Annotated in this window: 13 protein-coding genes; 11 read left to right on the top strand and 2 right to left on the bottom strand. The window is 61.0% G+C overall.

Going from position 1 to position 18,601, the window contains the following annotated elements; all coding sequences use genetic code 11:
• Positions 1 to 4 precede the first annotated feature (4 nt).
• A complete protein-coding gene (locus GWK36_RS03905; RefSeq protein ID WP_166270043.1) occupies positions 5 to 2,947 on the bottom strand; it encodes a chemotaxis protein CheB in 2,943 nt (980 codons plus the stop codon).
• A gap of 145 nt (positions 2,948 to 3,092) precedes the next feature.
• Here GWK36_RS03905 and GWK36_RS03900 point away from each other — a divergent pair, with 145 nt between their 5' ends.
• Genes GWK36_RS03900 through GWK36_RS03890 form a run of 3 tightly spaced genes read left to right on the top strand, consistent with a single transcriptional unit; the run spans position 3,093 to position 9,765 of the window.
• Positions 3,093 to 3,800, top strand: coding sequence for a hypothetical protein (locus tag GWK36_RS03900; protein WP_166270042.1), 708 nt, complete (start codon positions 3,093 to 3,095; stop codon positions 3,798 to 3,800).
• Positions 3,704 to 5,701: a hybrid sensor histidine kinase/response regulator gene (locus GWK36_RS03895; RefSeq protein WP_166270041.1), complete on the top strand. Its 1,998-nt coding sequence runs from the start codon at positions 3,704 to 3,706 to the stop codon at positions 5,699 to 5,701. The genes GWK36_RS03900 and GWK36_RS03895 overlap by 97 nt, the downstream gene beginning before the upstream one ends.
• Entirely contained in the window at positions 5,698 to 9,765 is a 4,068-nt protein-coding gene (locus tag GWK36_RS03890; RefSeq protein ID WP_166270040.1) for a PAS domain S-box protein, read from the top strand. The genes GWK36_RS03895 and GWK36_RS03890 overlap by 4 nt, the downstream gene beginning before the upstream one ends.
• A 45-nt stretch (positions 9,766 to 9,810) precedes the next feature.
• Here the strand turns inward: GWK36_RS03890 and GWK36_RS03885 are convergent, their stop codons facing one another.
• Entirely contained in the window at positions 9,811 to 10,302 is a 492-nt protein-coding gene (locus tag GWK36_RS03885) for a transposase (RefSeq protein WP_425482776.1), read from the bottom strand.
• A gap of 313 nt (positions 10,303 to 10,615) precedes the next feature.
• Between GWK36_RS03885 and GWK36_RS03880 the strand changes: the two genes are divergently transcribed.
• The 8 genes from GWK36_RS03880 to GWK36_RS03845 all read left to right on the top strand — a co-directional run bounded on the left by GWK36_RS03880 (position 10,616) and on the right by GWK36_RS03845 (position 18,559).
• Positions 10,616 to 11,911 carry an ArsB/NhaD family transporter gene (locus GWK36_RS03880; protein ID WP_246237660.1) on the top strand — a complete coding sequence of 432 codons (1,296 nt, stop codon included), beginning with the start codon at positions 10,616 to 10,618 and terminating at the stop codon, positions 11,909 to 11,911.
• Between the two features lie 79 nt (positions 11,912 to 11,990).
• The gene (locus GWK36_RS03875; RefSeq protein ID WP_166270039.1) at positions 11,991 to 13,922 is read left to right on the top strand and encodes an NADH-quinone oxidoreductase subunit 5 family protein; all 1,932 of its coding nucleotides are present in this window, start codon (positions 11,991 to 11,993) and stop codon (positions 13,920 to 13,922) included.
• Positions 13,919 to 14,776: a respiratory chain complex I subunit 1 family protein gene (locus tag GWK36_RS03870; RefSeq protein WP_166270038.1), complete on the top strand. Its 858-nt coding sequence runs from the start codon at positions 13,919 to 13,921 to the stop codon at positions 14,774 to 14,776. The genes GWK36_RS03875 and GWK36_RS03870 overlap by 4 nt, the downstream gene beginning before the upstream one ends.
• Positions 14,773 to 15,240: an NADH-quinone oxidoreductase subunit B family protein gene (locus GWK36_RS03865; protein ID WP_166270037.1), complete on the top strand. Its 468-nt coding sequence runs from the start codon at positions 14,773 to 14,775 to the stop codon at positions 15,238 to 15,240. Before GWK36_RS03870 ends, GWK36_RS03865 begins: the two co-directional genes overlap by 4 nt.
• Positions 15,237 to 15,608: an NADH-quinone oxidoreductase subunit C gene (locus GWK36_RS03860; protein WP_166270036.1), complete on the top strand. Its 372-nt coding sequence runs from the start codon at positions 15,237 to 15,239 to the stop codon at positions 15,606 to 15,608. Before GWK36_RS03865 ends, GWK36_RS03860 begins: the two co-directional genes overlap by 4 nt.
• Positions 15,609 to 15,782: 174 nt before the next feature.
• Positions 15,783 to 17,018 (top strand): hydrogenase large subunit, encoded by a 1,236-nt coding sequence (locus GWK36_RS03855; RefSeq protein WP_246237659.1) that lies wholly within the window; start codon positions 15,783 to 15,785, stop codon positions 17,016 to 17,018.
• A 5-nt stretch (positions 17,019 to 17,023) separates the two neighbouring features.
• Positions 17,024 to 17,419, top strand: a complete 396-nt coding sequence (locus GWK36_RS03850) for a 4Fe-4S dicluster domain-containing protein (protein ID WP_166270035.1) — start codon at positions 17,024 to 17,026, stop codon at positions 17,417 to 17,419.
• Positions 17,420 to 17,479: 60 nt separating this feature from the next.
• Positions 17,480 to 18,559, top strand: a complete 1,080-nt coding sequence (locus tag GWK36_RS03845; protein WP_166270034.1) for an FAD:protein FMN transferase — start codon at positions 17,480 to 17,482, stop codon at positions 18,557 to 18,559.
• Positions 18,560 to 18,601: the final 42 nt, after the last annotated feature.

The following is an 18,601-nucleotide window of genomic DNA, read 5'->3' as shown; positions in this document are numbered from 1 at the left end:
CGGTTCATGATGTGCCCCGATACCAGCTGCTGATATTGATGTGACTCACCACGGCGCCGATGTCCTGGGTCATCACCGGCACCACATTCATAACGAACCAATACTCGGCATCGGCGGTGCGATAGGGATATTCCATCGAAAAGATCGGCAGGGTCCCCTCAAGCACGCCCAAAACCCCTTGATAGGCATCCTTGGCATAAGGATCCTCCTGAAGCGATCTAGACTGATAGACCTCCAGATAATTCATCCCGGGGGTACAGCGGCGGGGGTCCTTGTCGCCATTGGCGCGGGCGAAACGCCGCCAAGCGGCGTTGACCATGCTCACTACCCCCATGTGGTCGAGCACGGCGATATGTTCGGGTAGGGCATCGAGTATAGATTGTAGGCGGCGCACATCATGAAAGGCGGTAACCTCGACAAAGGTCGCCACCACCCCATTGAGGGTGGTCGAGGGGATGGAATAAGGCAGGATGCGCGCCAGATAGACCCGCTTTTCATCGACTGTTGTCACCTCGGTCTCGACCGTGCGCTGGGTCATGAGGGTGCGGCGCAGGTCGTCGAGCAGTTCCGGATAGTTCAAGACATGCGAGATGTCGCCCAGATGCCGCCCCGTGTCCGAATCGCGCAGCTTGAAGATCTGGGTCGCATCCGGGCTGAAACGGGTGATGTGTAGATCGGCATCCAAGAAGATGGTCGCCACCCCCACAGCCCGCGCCATGCTGTCGAGGTCGGCATTGAGGCGGTTGAGCACCATCATCTTCTCCTGGAACTCGGCGTTGACCGTACTCATCTCCTCGTTGACCGATTGCAGCTCCTCGTTGGAGCTTTGCAGCTCTTCGTTCGAGGCCATCAGTTCCTCGTTGGTGGCCTGAAGCTCCTCGTTGGAGGTCTCCAGCTCCTCGATGGTCGCCTGGAGGCTCTCGCGGGTGGCGGCCAGCTCGCGCTCCAGGACAGCGATCCGCGCCATGGTCTCGGCATCGACATCTAAAGATTCGAGCGCACCCTGGCTCGGCTGGCTCGGCAGATGTTCAAAGCACAACAGCGTCAGGCGTTCTTCCTCGTCGGCATTGAGCGGATGGGCCCACAGGCGGATGGTGCGTCGCTCGCCGGTCTTGAGCGTGACATCCAGGACATCGGACACGATCGAACAGCGGTCGCGCGCCGATTTATACAGCAGGGCCGCGGCCACCGGCGTGAGCTTCTCGGGTAACAGCCGGCTGATCTCGAGGCTTGCTGTCCCCTCGCGGGCCTGGAGATAGGGATTGACATCGCCAAACAGATAAATGGCCTCATGCTGCGGGTTGACCACAATCGCCGGTGGTGCATACAGGGCCATGAGCTTGGAGGCACCCTGCTCGGCAATCGAGGATTCGCGCGAGCCACGGCGCAGTTTATTGAGCAGCGGCGGCTTGCCGAGGGTCGGCGGCGTGAGCAGGGCCGCACTCTTGCGATCGAGCAGAGGCAAGGACATGGGACCGACGCGCCGAAAGATCTTGTGCTTGGCGCTGATGGTCTGCAGCCCCTCGGTCGAGGCCGAGAGCGACTCGCTAGAGCCCAAAAGCAACACCCCTCCCTCGCGCAGGGCGTATTGCAAGGAACGCAGGGCATGCTCCTGGGCCGTGGATTTGAAATAGATCAGGGTGTTGCGGCAAACCACTAGGTCCATCTTGGTGAAGGGGGGATCCGCTAGCAGGTTGTGCCGCGCAAAGATGATGCACTGACGCAGCTCGTTTTTCACCACAAAGCGGTCGCCTTGTTTGATAAAGAATCGCTCCAGGCGTTCTGGGGAAAGCTCAGCCGCCGCCGATTCCGGATACTGGCCGATGCTGGCGGTCTCGATGCACTGCTGATCGACGTCGGTGGCGAAGATCTTGAGATTCGGCCAGCGGCGCTCGCGCTCGAAGGCCTCGATGAACAGCATGCCGATGCTGTAGGCCTCTTCACCCGTAGCCACCCCTGCGATCCAGACCCGGATCTGCTCGTTTTGCGGACGCTCGGCGACCATCGGATTGATCACCGTCTCGGCCAGGACATTGAAGGTTTCGGTATCGCGAAAAAAGCTCGTGACCGAGATCAGCATCTCGCGCCGCAAAGTGATGATCTCATTGCGGTCGTGTTCGAGCAGGTCGTAATACTGATAGAGCTCAGGGGTGTGGCGCACCTGCATGCGCCGTTCGATCCGGCGCATGACGGTGGTCGGCTTGTAGTCCGAGAAATCGATCCCCCCGACCTGATGCAGGAGATGCAACAGCGCCGCCAGCACCTCCTCGTTGGTCATATTGGCGCGCGGGACGAAGCGCGGCGGCTCGCTCTCCGGCGCCTGATAAGGCAGATTGCGGATATGGGCGACCAGGCGCGCTGGCAGCTCCTCGGCGGGCAGAATGGCATCGACGAGGCCGGTGGCGATGACGCTGCGTGGCATGCCGTCGAACTTGGCCGATTCTGGCTCTTGGGCCATCAAAAACCCGCCAGCGGCATTGATCGCCACCGCACCGCGCGTGCCGTCGGTGCCCGTGCCCGAAAGGATGATCCCCACCGCCTTGCGTCCATAGATATCCGCAAGCGAGGAGAAAAAGATATCGATCGGCAAGGTCAAGCCGCGCGGGTTCTTGGGCGTCAGATGGAGATGCCCCTTTGTGACATGCATGATGGCACCGGGGGGGATCAGATAAACATGATCGGCCTCCATCGGCATGTCATCCTCGACCATGGTCACCGGCATAGCGGTATGACGTGCCAGCAGGTTGCTCATCATGCTCTTGTGGTCAGGCGACAGGTGCTGGACCACCACGAAGGCCACACCCAGATCGATGGGACAGGCCTTGAAAAACTTTTCGAGCGCATCGAGCCCGCCGGCCGAGGCACCGATGCAGACGACATAGCCATCGAACGGCTTGGATGGGGCGGGCGCGGCTTCGGCAGGGACAGGTAAGTGCTGTATTTCCATCTGGCGTATGCTGTTTTTGGGGCAACAAGTCCGGCGGCTGACGCGCATCAAGGCTGATGCGTCTAGAATAGGTCATTGTCCAAGACTCGGCAGGGAGGCATCAAGCGATGAGAGCATGAGAGCACAGCACCCAGAGCAGCATCTTATGTCAGAAATCGCCCTTTCAGCCACCGGGGAGTCCAGCCACTGGTTCTCTGGCAGGATCGAGCTCTCCTGGGGCCTGGGCCTGGTTGCCGCCAACCTGATCTTGGTCTGCGTCACTCTGACCTGGCTATGGTTGGTCCCGACCCATCCCCAGCGGGTGCTGATCGCCAATCTGCTCTTTGTCTTTACGATCCTATCGCTGGCCATCCTGAGCCTAAAGGTATCGCAGACACGGCATCTCGATGCTGCCAGCCGCAGCGGCTGGCGGCTGATCACCTTCGGCATTCTGTGCTATCTGGTCGGAGAGCTCATCTGGCTCAGTTATGACCTCCGCGGACTGGACCCTTTTCCCTCCCTAGCCGATCTGTTTTATCTGGCCAATATACCGCTGATGTTTGCCGGTATCCTGCGGTTGACCCCCCCCTTCGAGAGCAGGGGTGAACGTTGGTTGTTTGCCGTCGGCCTCGGGATCATCGCCCTCGGTACCCTGATCCTGGTCTGGTATTTTCTTCTGAGCGCGATCACCCATAGCCACCAGGTCTGGAGCTGCAAAATAGTTCTCAGCCTGGCCTATCCGGTCGGCGACACCCTGCTGTTGATCGCGCTCGGCGCTTGGTTTTTGCATCCCCGTCCTGTCGTCCTGTCCATAGCCCTTGGCCGCGGCGCTGGCTCCTGTCGGGTCTGGCGGTCTTTCTCAGCGCCGACCTGACCTTCGCCTGGCAGGAGGCGCAAGACAGCTATGCCGTCGGGGGATTTAGCGATGCCTTGTATCACCTGGGCACCCTAATGATGATGACCGCGGCCTATCTCGAGACCCGCTCGCAAGAGCGCGCTGTCTTGCACCCATCCGCCCGCCCTTGGTCCTGGACCCTCACCGTCCTACCCTATCTCGCCATCGCTGCCGTCTATGCCCTGGTGGTCGCCACCGCTTTCGGCTGGTCACCGGTGCATCGCAGCGCTGCCGAGCTGCATCAGACGCTGGTCATCCTTATCCTCAGCGGTTCATTGCTCACCGTCCTCAGCATGATCCGCCAGGCGATCGCCATCGGTGAGGCGGCCCGCCTGCGCACCCAGCAGACCATCGAACAACGCGAGCGGCGTTTCGCTGCCCTCGCCCGTTACGCATCCGACCTGGTCTTGCTCGTCGATGCCGAGCTGCGTCCGCAATTCATCAGCCAATCATGCGAGCGGATTCTCGGTTGGCAGTCGCCAGCGGTAGACACCATCTCGCTCTTTGAGCTGATCCATCCGGACGATCGCCAGCGCGCCGCCCAACTGCTAGCGAAGGCCCTCTCGACCCAGGAGATCCCCCTGCTGGCGGTCTGGCGGATGCAGCGGCGTACGGATGGTACTTGGCGCCATATCGAGATGCTGATCACCAATCTCAGCCACAGCCCGGATATCGGCGGCCTGGTTCTCAATGGCCGAGATGTCACCGAACGCCAACGCTATGAACAGGCGTTGGAGCGGGCGCGCGCCGCCGCTGAGTCGGCCAATCGTGCCAGGGATGCGTTCCTCGCCAACATGAGCCATGAGATCCGCACCCCGATGCAGGCGATCACCGGTCTGATCGGCCTGGTGCTCGAATCGCCCCTCGCGCCCCAGCAACGCAATTATCTGGAACGGATCCAGACCGCCAGCCACTCATTGCTCGACCTGTTAAACGACATCCTCGACTATTCCAAGCTCGAGGCCGGGCGGATGGTGCTCGAATCGGTCCCCTTGTGTATCCATACCCTGCTCGAGCGCACCCGTTCCCTGTTCGAGATCCAGGCGGAGCGCAAGGGATTGATCTTCGAGATATACATCGATCCTGCGCTACCCAAATGGCTTACAGGTGATCCTTTGCGTCTCTTGCAGGTCCTCAACAATCTGGTGGGCAATGCGATCAAGTTTACCCATCAAGGCGGGGTCTGGGTGGAGGTAGACTGTCTCGAACAGACAGCAACAGCAGCTCGGCTGGAGTTTCGCGTGCGCGATACCGGGATCGGTCTAGACCCCGATCAGGTTGCGCATCTCTTTGAGGCCTTTCAACAGGCTGATGCCTCGATCACCCGTCAATACGGCGGCTCTGGGTTGGGCTTAAGCATCTGCAGACGCCTGGTCGAACTCATGGGTGGGGAGATCGGGGTCGAGAGCCTGCCCGGCCAAGGGAGTACCTTTTGGTTTCGGATGGTCTTTAAAGGCGTCGAGCCCGCCTCAGCGCGGGAGGATGAAGAGAGGTCCCTCACAGCCGTACCCAAGGTGTCGCCGGCCCTGGCCAGCCAAGCCACTGATCCAGGGTCGTTTGCACCCGGGCCGGATCCTGCCTCAGAGGCCCTGTCCTTGGGGGATATCCAGCGCCCCTCCCCCCAGCAGCCGACAACACCCCTCGACTGGTCGGCCTTTGCCGATCAGCTCGATGAGCTGGATCGACTGCTGGCCGCGCACAATAGCCGGGCACGCCATCTAAACCGCCAGCTCCTCTCGAGGCTGTCTGGGACCTCCTGGGAGGCTGCGTATACCCCCATCGCCCAGGCCATCGCTATACTCGACTTCGACGGGGCGCGCCGGCATCTGCAGGGCCTTTTCAAATTTCGCCCGCAGCACACCAAGACCAGCGAGCTATGAACAGCCCATTCCAGCATGCCTCCAGCACGCACCCAAGCCTAGGCATTGTCGTCTTTACGGCTGGGGTCATGCTCGTGCTTTTGGCAATTGGCGGCTATACCTTTGAGCGTTTTTACGGTCTCATCCGCACCAGCGCCGCACAGTCCCTGCAACTGATCGCCGAGCAAAAGCGCCAAGGGCTTGAACATCTGCTCGAGAGCACCCGTCTAGAGATTGCCTCCTTTACCTCTGGACATGCCCAGCTCCCGGAGCGATTCGAGCGCTGGCTTGAAGGCGGTCGCCAGGATGGCGAGCTCATCGCCCAGATACAGGGTCGCACCCAAGAGATGGCCATGATTAGATCTTGGCGGGGGGCGCGGGCCTTTGATGCCCAAGGCCTTGAGGTATTTCGGGTCGGCACCTTCGGGCTCGAACCCTCCCCTGAACAGATCGCTGCGGTGCAGACGAGCGGCGAGACCCAGTTGATCGATCTGCGCCAGGGAGCGGATGGGGTCTGGGAATACGGCTATCTGGCCCCGATCCGCTTTCGCGATGGGCCCGTGCTCGGGACCTTGCAGGTGGCCTTGGCGCGCGATGATCAACTGCTCAGGGTGGTGCAATCCTGGCCGCTCCCCCAGACGACCGCTGAGTCCCTCCTGATCCGTCGAGCCAATGGGCGTTGCGAACATCTCACCCCCCTGCGTGACCCTGAGCACCCCCTGATATCTGCTGAGGACCGCCCACCCTTGCTCTGTGTCCAGGTGCTTGCCGGAAAAGTAGGTCTGCTCGAGGGCACCTTTAGCCAACACGGCTTGCCGCTCCTGGCCTATGCCGCGCCGATTGCCGGGACCCCATGGCTGTTGATCGCCAAGGTCGATGCACATGAGGCACTCAGATTGGTGAATACGCTCTTTTGGGCGATAACTCTGGTGACTGCGACCGTTTTGGCCCTGGTCTCGATCATCGGCATATTGTTTTGGTATCGCGAACAACAGAGACGCAGCCTGGCCGCCCTGACCTCCCAGCGCGCCACCGAGATGCGTCTCCAGACACTCATGAGCCAGCTCCCTGTGGGTGTGGCCTTGATCGAGACCGAGGGCGGGCGGATCCGCGAGGCCAATGCCGCCCTGGCAAGGATCCTGGGCACAACGCCCCAGGCACTGATCGGGCGGACCTGGATGGAGCTCACTGACCCGGAGGACCTCGAGTTCAATCGCATGCAGGTCGAGCGCTTCCTGTCAGGTGAGATCGCAGATTTTAGGCTCGATAAACGCTGTCTGCGCACCGATGGCTCAAGGGTCTGGGTGAGCTTGATCGCCACCCGGCTTGAGCCCCAGCCCTCTGAGCCGCCCTGTCTGCTCTGTCTGATCGAGGACATCAGCGATCGGCTTGCCCAAGAGGCCGAGCTCATCGAGGCGCGCGAGGCAGCCGCGCGCCTCGACAGCGAACAGCGCCTGGGGGCAATCATCGAACAGGGTCTGGCAGGGGTCGTTGAGCTCGATGCCTGGGGGCGTTTTGTCCGGGTCAATGCCCGCTATGCCGAGATCCTCGGCCATCCCCCTGAGGCCCTGATCGGTCGTCCCTTGCGTGAGGCCGTTCTCGAGGAGGATTGGCCCGAGTTGGCCACCTTCCTCGACCAGCTCAGACAGGGCGGTCCACCCGAGATCATCGAACGCCGTTTCCAGACTCCAACTGGTGAGCTCGGTTATCTGATCATCTCGGCCACCGCCTTGCGCAACGCCCAGGGCGAATGCACCGGTTTTATGGCCCTGGTCTCAGACATCACCGAGCAGCGTCGGACCGAGGAGAGCCTGTGGCTGGCGATTGAGAACGCCCAACTGGGTCTGTGGACCTGGGATCTGACGACCGATCGCATTCGCGGCTGGGGTCATTTTCAAGAACAGTTTGGCCTGCCAGCGGGCACCGAACCCAACTATGTAGAGTTTTTAGAGTGCCTGCATCCCGGGGATCGGCTGGGTTTCGATCAAGAGGTGCAGAGGTTGAAGACGGGGCAGGATGGCATCCGACTTGAGTATCGGGTCAAGGCCCCTGGCGGCTGGCGTTGGCTGAGCGTGCGCGGGCGCGCCTATCGCAATCCTGAGGGTCAGGTCGAGCGCATGAGCGGGATCACCTTGGACATCACCGAGCGCAAACAGCTAGAAGAGGCCTTGCGCGACAGCGAACGGCAGTTTCGTGAGCTCAATGCCGACCTTGAGCGCCAGGTCGCTGAACGGACCGCCGAGGCGCGTGCCGCCAGCACCGCCAAGAGCGAGTTTTTGGCGCATATGAGCCATGAGATCCGCACCCCGCTCAATGCTGTCCTGGGGCTGACCCAGCTGTTGGCGCGCGAGCCCCCCCTAACCGACAGCCAACGCAAACTGATCGCCCATCTCCAAGATGCCGGCGAGTCCTTTCTGGCGCTGATCAACGATATCCTGGACTTCTCTAAGATCGAGGCCGGTCAACTGCGGCTAGAATCGCGCCCCTTTGAGCTCAGCACGGTCTTGTCCAAGATCGACAGCCTGATGTTCTCTAATGCCCAGGCACGGGGTCTGGAGTTTATCATCGATCTGCCGCCTGAACCGGTCGGACCCCTGATCGGCGATGCCCTGCGGCTCGATCAGGTCCTGCTCAATCTCATCAGCAATGCAATCAAGTTCACTGAACACGGCGGGATTTGGGTGTGGATCCGGCTCGTCGAGGCCGATGACCAACGGGTACGGCTAAGATTCGAGGTTACAGACTCCGGTATCGGCATCGAGCCTGCGTTCATCCCCCGGCTCTTTCAGCCCTTTACCCAGGCCCATGCGCTCAGCAGTCGGTTTGGCGGTACGGGGCTGGGGCTTTCGATCAGCAAGCGCTTGGTCGAGCTTATGGGCGGGGTGATCGGCGTCGAGAGTCAACTCGGCCAAGGCACTACCTTTTGGTTTGAGATCCCCTTTACGCGCGCCAAGGCCCTCGAGCCTCCCCCTGCGCCCGCCCCCAATCCTCTGCCGGCGAGCGGGCCGCGATTCATCGGCCGGCATTTCTTGGTGGTCGATGACAGCGGCATCAACCGCGAAGTGGTGGAACGCGCCCTCAAACGCGAGGGCGCTGAGGTCGCCCTGGCCGTCGATGGCCAACAGGCCGTCCAGATCCTGACCGCGCGCTCGGGGTTTGATGCCGTGCTCATGGATGTGCGCATGCCGGTGATGGATGGTCTCACCGCTACCCGTTTGATCCGCGAGGAACTGGGTCTTCGCGATCTACCGATCATCGCCCTGACCGCTGGCGTCATGGCCGAGGAACAGGCCGCCATCCATGCCGCTGGCTTTAATGACTTTTTGCCCAAGCCATTCGACCTCGAGCAATTAATCCAACGTCTTCAGGATTGGATCGCCACCCGTCCGCCCGTCGCTCAGGCGCGGACGGTGATGCAACATGCCACGATTGGCCAAACACGCGACGAGGAGTACGACAAACTCCCCAAACTGTCCGGATTCGACCCAACGCTGGTCATGGCTCGCTTGGGCGATGATCCCAGCTTCCTCAGACGTCTGCTTGCGCGGTTCATCGCTGACTATAACGATCTCCCGGCGCGCATCCATCACTTGATACAGCGCAATGCCTGCGCCGAGGCTCGGCAGCATCTCCATCGCCTGTGCGGTGAGTCTGGTTCTCTCGGACTAATCGCGTTGATGAACCTAGCCGAACGCTTGGAGTTTGCCCTGACCCAGCCTACCAGCAAGCTGGGGCAGATCGAAGCTGACCTACAGGCACTTAAGGCGGAACTGGACGCATTTATCACCGCTGTCAGTCCTTGGGTTGAAGATCAAGGCGTCCAGACCCAAGCCGATGCGTCGGCAGAGAATTCCCTGAGTCCCCGCCGACCCATGCCCCGACCTGATCCCGGTCAGATCGCCGCGCTGCGCCAGGCCCTTGGCGCAAACAAGGCCCAGGCGCGCTGGATCTTCGAGGCCCTCTCGCCTGTGCTGCGCCATCACCTGCCACCGCTGAGCTATCAGCGCCTGGACTCAGCGATCCGCGATCTGAGATTTGCAGAGGCGCTTGCTTGTCTGGAAGACCTGAAGGATCCAACTCCCTGAAGGATCCAACTCTAGGATTATCAATCCGAAACCAATGAACTTGTATTACGCGGCATCATGGAGCTTGGGATGCTGGAAGTAGCGCATGATGCGTTGGGGGGAATTGAGAAGGCGGCGCAGGTGGCTGACGGTCGCCTTCTTCAGATCGCTCTTGGCGCGGGAGGGCGCCTGCGCGGTGATGGTGGCCTTGAGCATCTCGTTGGGGTTCAGTGCTGGACTGTAGGGGGGGAGGGAGGACGCCTCGATTTGATTGGCGCATGCAGCCAGCCAGGCCTTGACTGGCTTGGTGTGATGCACGCGCAGGTTGTCGAGGATGAGGAAGATCTTCTTGCCCCTGGCGTCCTTGACGAGCCGCTTCATGAAGTCGATCAGGATGTCGGCGTTCATCGCCCCCGCGAACGCCTTCCGACGCACCTTTCCGCGGTTGGTCAGCGTCGAGATCACCGACAGGCCTTCGCGACGGTGCGTGACGCGAATCTCGGGCGTCTTGATCGCCGGCGCATAAGAGCGCCCGCTTCTCGCCCACCTTGCGCCCACCCCCCTTGTCCTTGGGCCCCTTCGCGCCCATAGCCTTTGCAGATGTCGAACACCCCTGCGCCCAACAATCCCCTCTGCGCGCCTATCGCTTCATACCTCCAGCCACGCCGCCGCTCTTCGCGCGCCGCAAACGACAGCAATCTCATGTCTCGTCTTTCCATGCCCACGACATCAGGACAGCTCACTCAATTTCAAAAGCATGTGTTTCTTATCGATAATGCTGGCACGAGTCCGATAGACCCGCGCGGTAATACCAGTATGCAAGCGGGCATAGCGCTGACCGGTCCGACAGCTGATAGGATCGCCGGACGGGTTGGTTCTCACCTACCCAGCGATTTCGCTACAAACAGAACCCAAGACACCCTTTACGCCCTTGCTTACCCTGACCCTCATCGTCTTTTTGCTCGTCTATCTCGGGCTGTTCCTCGGCGGCCTACCCTTCCTGCAACTCGATCGCACGGGGGTCGCCCTGTTAGGGGCCATCGTGTTGGTTGCCACCGAGGTTGTCCCCATGGATGAGGTATGGAAGGCGGTTCATCCCCCGACCCTGGCCCTGTTGTTCGCCTTTATGGTGATCTCGGCGCAATTACGCCTGAGCGGCTTTTATGATTGGGTCGTCTGGCGGCTCGATCGGTTGGCACTGCCGCCTAGGGTCTTGCTGGGGGCAGTGATCCTGGCAGCGGCCTTGTTGTCTGCGGTCTTCAGCAACGACATTGTGTGTCTGGCGATGGCCCCTGTTTTGGCCGAGACCTGCCGTGCGCGTCGGTTCGATCCCGTGCCTTTCTTGCTGGCGTTGGCCTGTGCCTCGAACATCGGCTCGGCGGCAACCCTGATCGGCAACCCGCAAAACATGCTGATCGGCGAGCGCCTGGGGCTTAACTTTGCCGAGTATCTGGCTTTGGCGGCAGCGCCTGTAGGACTTGGCTTGGCGATCACCTGGGCCACCGTCCTGATCTTGGGGCATGGTCGTTGGCAGGCAGAGAGACACTCAGCGCCCACTGTATCGCCCCAGCAGCGGGCGGACGACCGGCCAGTTGCGCTCGATCGCTGGCAGACGGCTAAGGGGCTAGGTGTGGCGGGGATCCTGCTTGCGGCCTTTTTCTGGGCCTCCTGGCCGCGCGACCTTCTGGCCCTGGCGGGCGCCGGCATCCTGCTCACCAGCCGGCGTCTACATTCGCAGCACATGCTGGGGCTGGTCGATTGGCAACTGTTGGTGCTGTTTATTGGTTTGTTTATCGTTAACCATGCCCTTCAGCAGACCGGTATCCCTACCCAGATCGTCACAGCGTTTGCTGGGCTGGGGTTCGACCTTCAGGCCCCGGCGCCCCTCTTTCTTGCGAGCGCGGTCCTCAGCAACCTGGTCTCCAATGTGCCCGCGGTGATGCTGCTCCTGCCTCTTGCCGCTGAGTCCATAAGGGGCCCAGCATTGGCGCTCTCCAGCACCCTCGCCGGCAATCTGGTGATCGTCAGCAGCATCGCCAACATCATCGTCGTCCAGGCCGCCGCTCGGCATGGGATCAGCATCGATTGGGCGACCCATGCCCGGGTCGGCGTCCCCGTCACCCTCGGCACCTTGGCACTCGCTGCCTGGTGGTTGGGGATGCTATGACCGAGGCCAAAGCGCGCTAGCTGAGACTCGAGCTAAGGCGTTACCATGAGCCCTCTTTCATTCGACTGGATGCGGTCTGATGTGGTCGATCGCCCCTCTGATTCTCTTGCCCTTTGTTGCAAGCATTGCTGTCCTGCGCGCCCCTGATGCCCACACCCGCGATCGGCGGGTAAAGGGTTGGTCGATCACACTCATCGTTATAACCCTTTTGGTCGGTATTGGTAGTGGGTTGGGATCTTCTGAACATGCGCTTTATGCCCTCCCCCACTGGTTGCAGGTGCTGCTCGACGGTCTTTTTCATCTCGCAGGCCTGCTCTTAGCTGGGGTATTGTTATACCTCTGCCGCCGTATCAAGGGGCGTGAGTGGTATATCCCCGCGCTGATCCTTGTGCAAACAGGCATCCTGTTCCTTGCTGAAACCGCTGCCCCTCCCCCCAGGGTCGAACATCCCTTTGCTATTGATCCCTTTGCAATCCTGATGGCCCTAATCATCGGTGTCGTCGGCGGGCTGATCGCCCTCCATGCCGTTCCCTATATGCGCGACTATCATGGGCATGCCCCAGGTGTTCCCGACCGGCGCAACGGCTTTTATGCCATGATCTTTTTGTTTCTCGCAGCGATGTTCGGGGTGGTCTTTGCCAACCAGCTCCATTGGCTTTTCGTCTTCTGGGAGATCACTACCCTCTGCTCATTCTGGCTAATCGCCTATCCGGGGACGGAAGAGGCGACGCGCAATGCCTATCGCGCCCTGGGGTTCAACCTGATCGGCGGGGTGGCCTTCGCCGTCGCCCTCCTCTGGCTGACCATGGGTCCGGGTCCGCATACCTGGGCGCTCGATCGCTTGGTCGGCGCCGGTCATCTGGCGCTCTTGCCTGCCGCCTTGATCGCAATCGCCGGGCTGGCCAAGTCGGCGCAGTTGCCCTTTTCGTCTTGGCTGTTGGGGGCAATGGTGGCACCGACGCCAGTCTCGGCCCTGTTGCATTCGAGCACTATGGTCAAGGCCGGGGTATTCATACTGGTGAAACTAGCGCCGGTCTTCCACGGGACCTTGGCAGGATTGTCCTTGGCACTCATCGGTGGTTTGACCTTCGTGCTGACCTCGCTGGCGGCGGTCAATCAGCGCAACGCCAAGCCGGTGCTCGCCTATTCGACCATCGCCAATCTGGGGCTGATTGTCATGTGCGCCGCGGTCGGGACCGCCGAGGCGCTCTGGGCGGCGATCCTCTTGATCCTGTTCCATGCGCTCGCCAAGGCCCTATTGTTCCTGGGTGTGGGTAGCATCGAGCACCTCATCGGCAGCCGCGATATCGAGGACATGGAGGGCCTGGTCTACCGCCGACCAGAGCTTGCGGCGATGTTTCTAATCGGCATCATGGGGATGTTTTTGGCTCCCTTCGGGATGCTCTTGAGCAAATATACGAGCCTTCAGGCGTTTCTGAGCATGGACCTCTTGCCCGGCGAGGGGGCGCTGCTGGCCGCGATCCTCGCCTTTGGGAGCGGCCCCACCCTCTTTTTCTGGAGCAAATGGATGGGGCGGCTGGTCGCCAAACCCCATCGCTTGCAGCCGATTACGACCCCGCCGCCGCGGGATGAGCAACTCGTCTTGGGTAGCCTGACGGCGCTGACCGCCTTGTCTTGTGCGCTCTTCCCCTTGATCGAGCTTGGCTTTGCCATGCCCTATACCAGCGGGCTCGCTGCCCTTGGGCTCGTCCCTGTACAGACGATGGCCATCCCCTGGGAGAGCGTAGGGATCATGACCCTGATGCTCGGCGGACTGTTCGCCTTGCCGCTCGCCTTTTGGCTGAGACCGCCAAGCTATCTTGAGACAACACCTTATCTCAGCGGCGCCAATGTCGGCGAAGACAGCTATCGCGGGGCCATGGGGTCCGAGCGCCTGGCAGTGAGCCACGGCTATTATCTGACGGGGTTCTTTGCTGAACGGACGCTCATGCGCCTGGGTGTCCTGGGTGCCTTGGTACTAGGGCTAGGGATGCTGGGGGGCAGCCTATGAATGCCTGGCTTGCTGCGCTCGCTTTTCTGCTCTTCGGCCCCCTGTTTGGGGCGCTCCTGGCCGGCATCGACCGGCGGCTCACCGCCCGCATGCAGGCGCGCCAAGGCCCGCCGCTCTTGCAACCCATCTATGATGTCTTGAAGCTTTTAGAAAAAGACACCCTGGTCGTGACCCTGCTCCAGGGCCTTTATCTCTGGCTGTTTTTGTTCTTCATGATCGGGGCGGGATTGATCCTCTTTACGGGCGGGGATCTCTTGCTCAGCCTCTTTGCCCTGACGGTCTCTGGGATCTTTTTGTGTCTCGCTGCCGATGCCACCAATTCTCCCTATAGCCATCTCGGTGCATCGCGCGAGCTGATGCTGATGATGGCCTATGAGCCGATGTTATTGATCACTGCGCTCGGCTTCTATCTGACCAATCACAGCTTCCGGGTCAGCGAGATCCTCGAGGCGAACGCCTGGCAGCCATTCCAGTTGTTTGGAATCCTGCTCGGGTTTTTGTTCGTGCTCACCATCAAACTGCGCAAGTCGCCCTTTGATCTGAGCACCTCGCATCATGGGCATCAGGAATTGGTGAAGGGACTGACCACGGACTTCTCGGGGCATCATCTCGCGCTCGTTGAGGTCGGTCATTGGTACGAAAACATCATCCTCTTGGCTTGGATTTATCTCTTTTTTGCGCCTTGGGGCCCGTGGCTGGCCTTACCGATTGCCTTGATATTGTTCTTTCTCGAGGTCTTGGTCGATAACACCCATGCGCGTCTTACCTGGTCGAATACGCTCAAAGCGAGCTGGTGGGTGGCCCTGGGTTTTGGTACGACCAATCTTTTCTTCCTTGCCTGGTGGCTGAGATGAGCTTTCTCAAACGCTCGCCTTGGATCTTGCATTATGCAGCCACGAGCTGTAATGGCTGCGACATCGAGCTCTTGGCCTGTCTGACACCTTTATATGACCTCGAGCGCTTCGGGATCATCAATACCGGCAATCCCAAGCATGCCGATATCCTCCTGGTCACCGGCTCGGTCAACGAAGAATCGCGCCGGGTCCTAGAGAATCTTTATCAACAGATGCCGGAGCCCAAGGCGGTGCTGGCGATCGGCGCCTGCGCTATGAGCGGCGGGATCTTTCATCCCGCCTATAACGTCTATGGCGGGATCGATCAGGTGATCCCAGTCGATGTCTATGTCCCTGGCTGCGCGGCCCGACCCGAGGCGATCATCGACGGTGTGGTCCAGGTGCTGGCTATCCTCGATGAACGCACCAAGACGCGCAAAAGACAGCGCCGGGCAGCGGTTCAAGCGCAAGAGAGACACCCATGAGCCATCTTGAGCCTTTTACCGAGCTTGCTCTTGACCAATGGTCGGCGATCGCTGAACAGCATCGCGCCCAGGGCTTTCGCCTGGTCCAGCTGACGGGGACGGCGCGACCCGATCATTTCGAGGTCATGATCAGCTATGAGCTGGATCAACACTGCGCCCATTATCGGGTCAAGGTCGCGCGCGATCGACCTATTCTGCCTAGCCTCAGCCCCATTTTTCCTGCGGCATTCACCTATGAGAACGAGCTTAAAGACCTCTTCGGCATGGAATTTCCGGGGCTGACCCTCGACTATGGCGGGAACTTCTTGAGGACCAAGGTCAAGATCCCCTTTACCGGCGAGGTGACGGTCAAAAAGGGGGCGGCCTAGACATGAGGCGACGGCCTTGCCTCCAGGCTGGAGCGATCAGCGCTTGGCCCGGACGATCCAGGATCGTATCCGTGCGGTACATGATCGCCGCCTCCAGCGGGAGCTATACTTGGCGCTGGAGATCTCGGCCAGTCGCCGCAAGGGTTGGCTTGAGTGGGCCCAAGCAGGCGGCTCTTGATCCGCCGTTTTGGCGAGTTGCCCGACTGGGCTGAGCGGCGGATCGATGATGCGGCGAGTCGTGCCGCCACCGCCGATATGCTCGCCGAGCTGTTTGGGCAGAAGGTTGAGGGAAGCGCTGATTCATTCGTAGCAGAGCGATGCGTGTCCATGGCCAGTACCACCATCGTCCCTTTCGGGCCCCAGCATCCGGTGCTACCCGAGCCTATCCATTTGGACCTCGAGCTCGAGGATGAGCGGGTAGTACGCGCTCTGCCCTCGATCGGCTATGTCCACCGCGGGCTGGAGCGGCTCGCCGAGCATTATGACGTCATCGAGATGGCCCAAGTCGCCGAGCGGATCTGCGGGATCTGCAGCTTCATCCACGGCCAAGGCTATTGCCAGGCCGTCGAGTCACTGATGGGGGTCGAGGTCCCGCCGCGTGCGGTCTATCTGCGCACCTTTTGGGCGGAGCTGTCGCGCATACAAAGCCATCTGCTATGGCTGGGGCTCGCCGCCGATGCCTTGGGCTATGAGAGCCTGTTTCAGCAGGCCTGGCGCCTCCGCGAGCAGGTGGTAGACATCATCGAGGAGACCACGGGCGGGCGGGTGATCTTCGGGGCCTGCAAGGTCGGAGGGGTGCGCAAGGATATTGATGAAGAGCTCTTGCGCGCACTGCGCCGGCGGATCATGGAGGTCCGCAACCAGTTCGCCGAGGTCGCGCACATCTTTACGGTCGACCCGACGATCAAGAAACGCACCCTCGGGATCGGCTATCTGAGCCCCCAGGAGGCCCATGACCTGGGGGCGGTAGGTCCGGTGGCCAGGGGCAGCGGGATTGCGCGCGACACCCGCACCCTCGGCTATGCGGCATATAGTACATTGGACTGGGAGCCCGTCGTCGAGCAAGGCGGCGATTGCTATGCGCGCTGCTTAGTCCGCATTCGCGAGATCGATCAGTCCTGTGATCTGATCATCCAGTGCATCGACCGCATGCCCGAAGGCCCCATCGAGGTCTCGGTCAAGGGCAAACGCCCCCAGGGCGAGGGGCTCTTTCGTCTGGAACAGCCGCGCGGCGAGGTCTGTTATTACCTCAATGCCAGCGGCAAGAAGCATCTAGACCGCTTTCGGGTGCGTACCCCGACCTTCGCCAATATCGCCCCCCTGGTCCAAATGCTTAAGGGCTGTGAGCTTGCCGATGTCCCGGTGATCGTCTTGACCATCGACCCCTGTGTCAGCTGCAACGAACGGTGAATCGGATGTTTTCTTGGTCGATCCGCCCGATTGCTGAACTCGTGCTGCGCAATGCCAGCCACAAGCCCGCTACCCGCCTGTATCCGCGTGAACGGCGTACCCCCTTTCCCCGCACCCGCGGGCAGATCGCCTTTCGCATCGATGACTGCGACTTTTGTACCATTTGCGCCCATAAATGCCCCACCCAAGCGATCGTCGTCCACCGGACCGAAAAGACTTGGGCCATCGATCACGGGCGCTGCATCCTGTGCAACAATTGCATCGAGAATTGTCCGAACGGCTGTATCAGCCTGCGCAATGACCCGCACCCCCCGCTGCGCGCGCATGAGATCTTAACCTTTCGCAAGGATCATGCGCCCCCGCCCACCCCACAACCGGTCGCGGTGGCGCCGCCAAAATAGGGGTAGGCCGGATAGCATTGTATACCCGACCTCACCGAGCATGCAGAACCCTACCCCACCATGTCTCAGCTCGTCCATCTTTGTCATCTAGATACGAGTCCCTTCCATCATCTCTCCCGAGCAATTGGTTGGATCTGCTGCCTGGGGCTTGTCTTGCTGGTCCTGGGCTGTAGCCGCGAGCCGAGACCGATCGAACTGATCGGCTTGACGATGGGGACCTATTACTCGGTCAAGATCGCTCGCCTGCCCGCGGGCATCCGCCAAGAGGCCCTGGCACCCCAGCTCGAACGCCTGCTCGCGGCGGTCAATGCCGAGATCTCGACCTATGACCCTGGTTCAGAGCTTTCGCGCCTCAATGCCAACCCGAGCACCGATTGGATCGCTGTCTCGCCGAACCTCTATGCCGCCATCGCTGAGGGCCAAAGGATCGCGGCGCTCACCGACGGGGCCTTCGATATCACCATCGGGCCGCTGGTCAATCTCTGGGGTTTCGGGCCTGAACGCCGCTCGCCCAAGCCCCCGACCGAGGCCGAGATCCAGGTCGCACGCGAGCGGGTGGGTTATCGCAAGCTTGCGCTTAGGTCCGATCCGCCGGCGGTGCGCAAAGCGCGCGGGGATCTATATCTGGACCTCTCGGCCCTGGGTGAGGGCTATGGGGCCGAGCGCATCGCCGCTTGGCTTGAGTCTCAGGGGGTGCGGGACTATCTGGTGGCGATTGCCGGAACCATCCGCGCCAAGGGCCTCAACCTCGAAGGTAGGCCCTGGCAGGTCGCGATTGAAGAGCCTCTCGCCGACCGACGCGCGGTCCATCGCATTATTCCGCTCTCTGATCTTGCCATCTCCACCTCAGGCGATTACCGCAACTTCTTCGAACACGAGGGCAAGCGCTATAGCCACGAGATCGATCCTGCGACCGGCGCCCCGGTCGAGCGGCGATTGGGATCAGTGACAGTGATCGGCAAGAACGCGATGAAGATCGATGGCCTCGCCACCGCCCTGATGGTTTTGGGTGAGGAGCAGGGCTTTGAACTCGCCGAACGAGAGGGGATCGCCGCCTATTTCATCCTGCGCACGGCTCAGGGCTTCGCTACTCGGGCGAGTTCGGCCTTTCGCGCTTATCTAGAACGCCCATCCAGATAAACGACTCACGCCTGCACCCAGCCCCCTGATCTCTGCGACCTA

This window comes from Caldichromatium japonicum (assembly GCF_011290485.1).
Classification (GTDB): domain Bacteria; phylum Pseudomonadota; class Gammaproteobacteria; order Chromatiales; family Chromatiaceae; genus Thermochromatium; species Thermochromatium japonicum.
The sequence above is the reverse complement of the archived record's forward strand: the minus strand, read 5'-3'. Positions and strand labels throughout refer to the sequence as shown.

Bases quoted from the DNA above. Each gene is read 5' to 3' on its own strand.
- GWK36_RS03905 (WP_166270043.1), bottom strand. From the start codon at position 2,947: ATGGAAATACAGCACTTACCTGTCCCTGCCGAAGCCGCGCCCGCCCCA.
- GWK36_RS03900 (WP_166270042.1), top strand. From the start codon at position 3,093: ATGTCAGAAATCGCCCTTTCAGCCACCGGGGAGTCCAGCCACTGGTTC.
- GWK36_RS03890 (WP_166270040.1), top strand. From the start codon at position 5,698: ATGAACAGCCCATTCCAGCATGCCTCCAGCACGCACCCAAGCCTAGGC.
- GWK36_RS03875 (WP_166270039.1), top strand. From the start codon at position 11,991: ATGTGGTCGATCGCCCCTCTGATTCTCTTGCCCTTTGTTGCAAGCATT.
- GWK36_RS03870 (WP_166270038.1), top strand. From the start codon at position 13,919: ATGAATGCCTGGCTTGCTGCGCTCGCTTTTCTGCTCTTCGGCCCCCTG.
- GWK36_RS03865 (WP_166270037.1), top strand. From the start codon at position 14,773: ATGAGCTTTCTCAAACGCTCGCCTTGGATCTTGCATTATGCAGCCACG.
- GWK36_RS03860 (WP_166270036.1), top strand. From the start codon at position 15,237: ATGAGCCATCTTGAGCCTTTTACCGAGCTTGCTCTTGACCAATGGTCG.
- GWK36_RS03850 (WP_166270035.1), top strand. From the start codon at position 17,024: ATGTTTTCTTGGTCGATCCGCCCGATTGCTGAACTCGTGCTGCGCAAT.
- GWK36_RS03845 (WP_166270034.1), top strand. From the start codon at position 17,480: ATGTCTCAGCTCGTCCATCTTTGTCATCTAGATACGAGTCCCTTCCAT.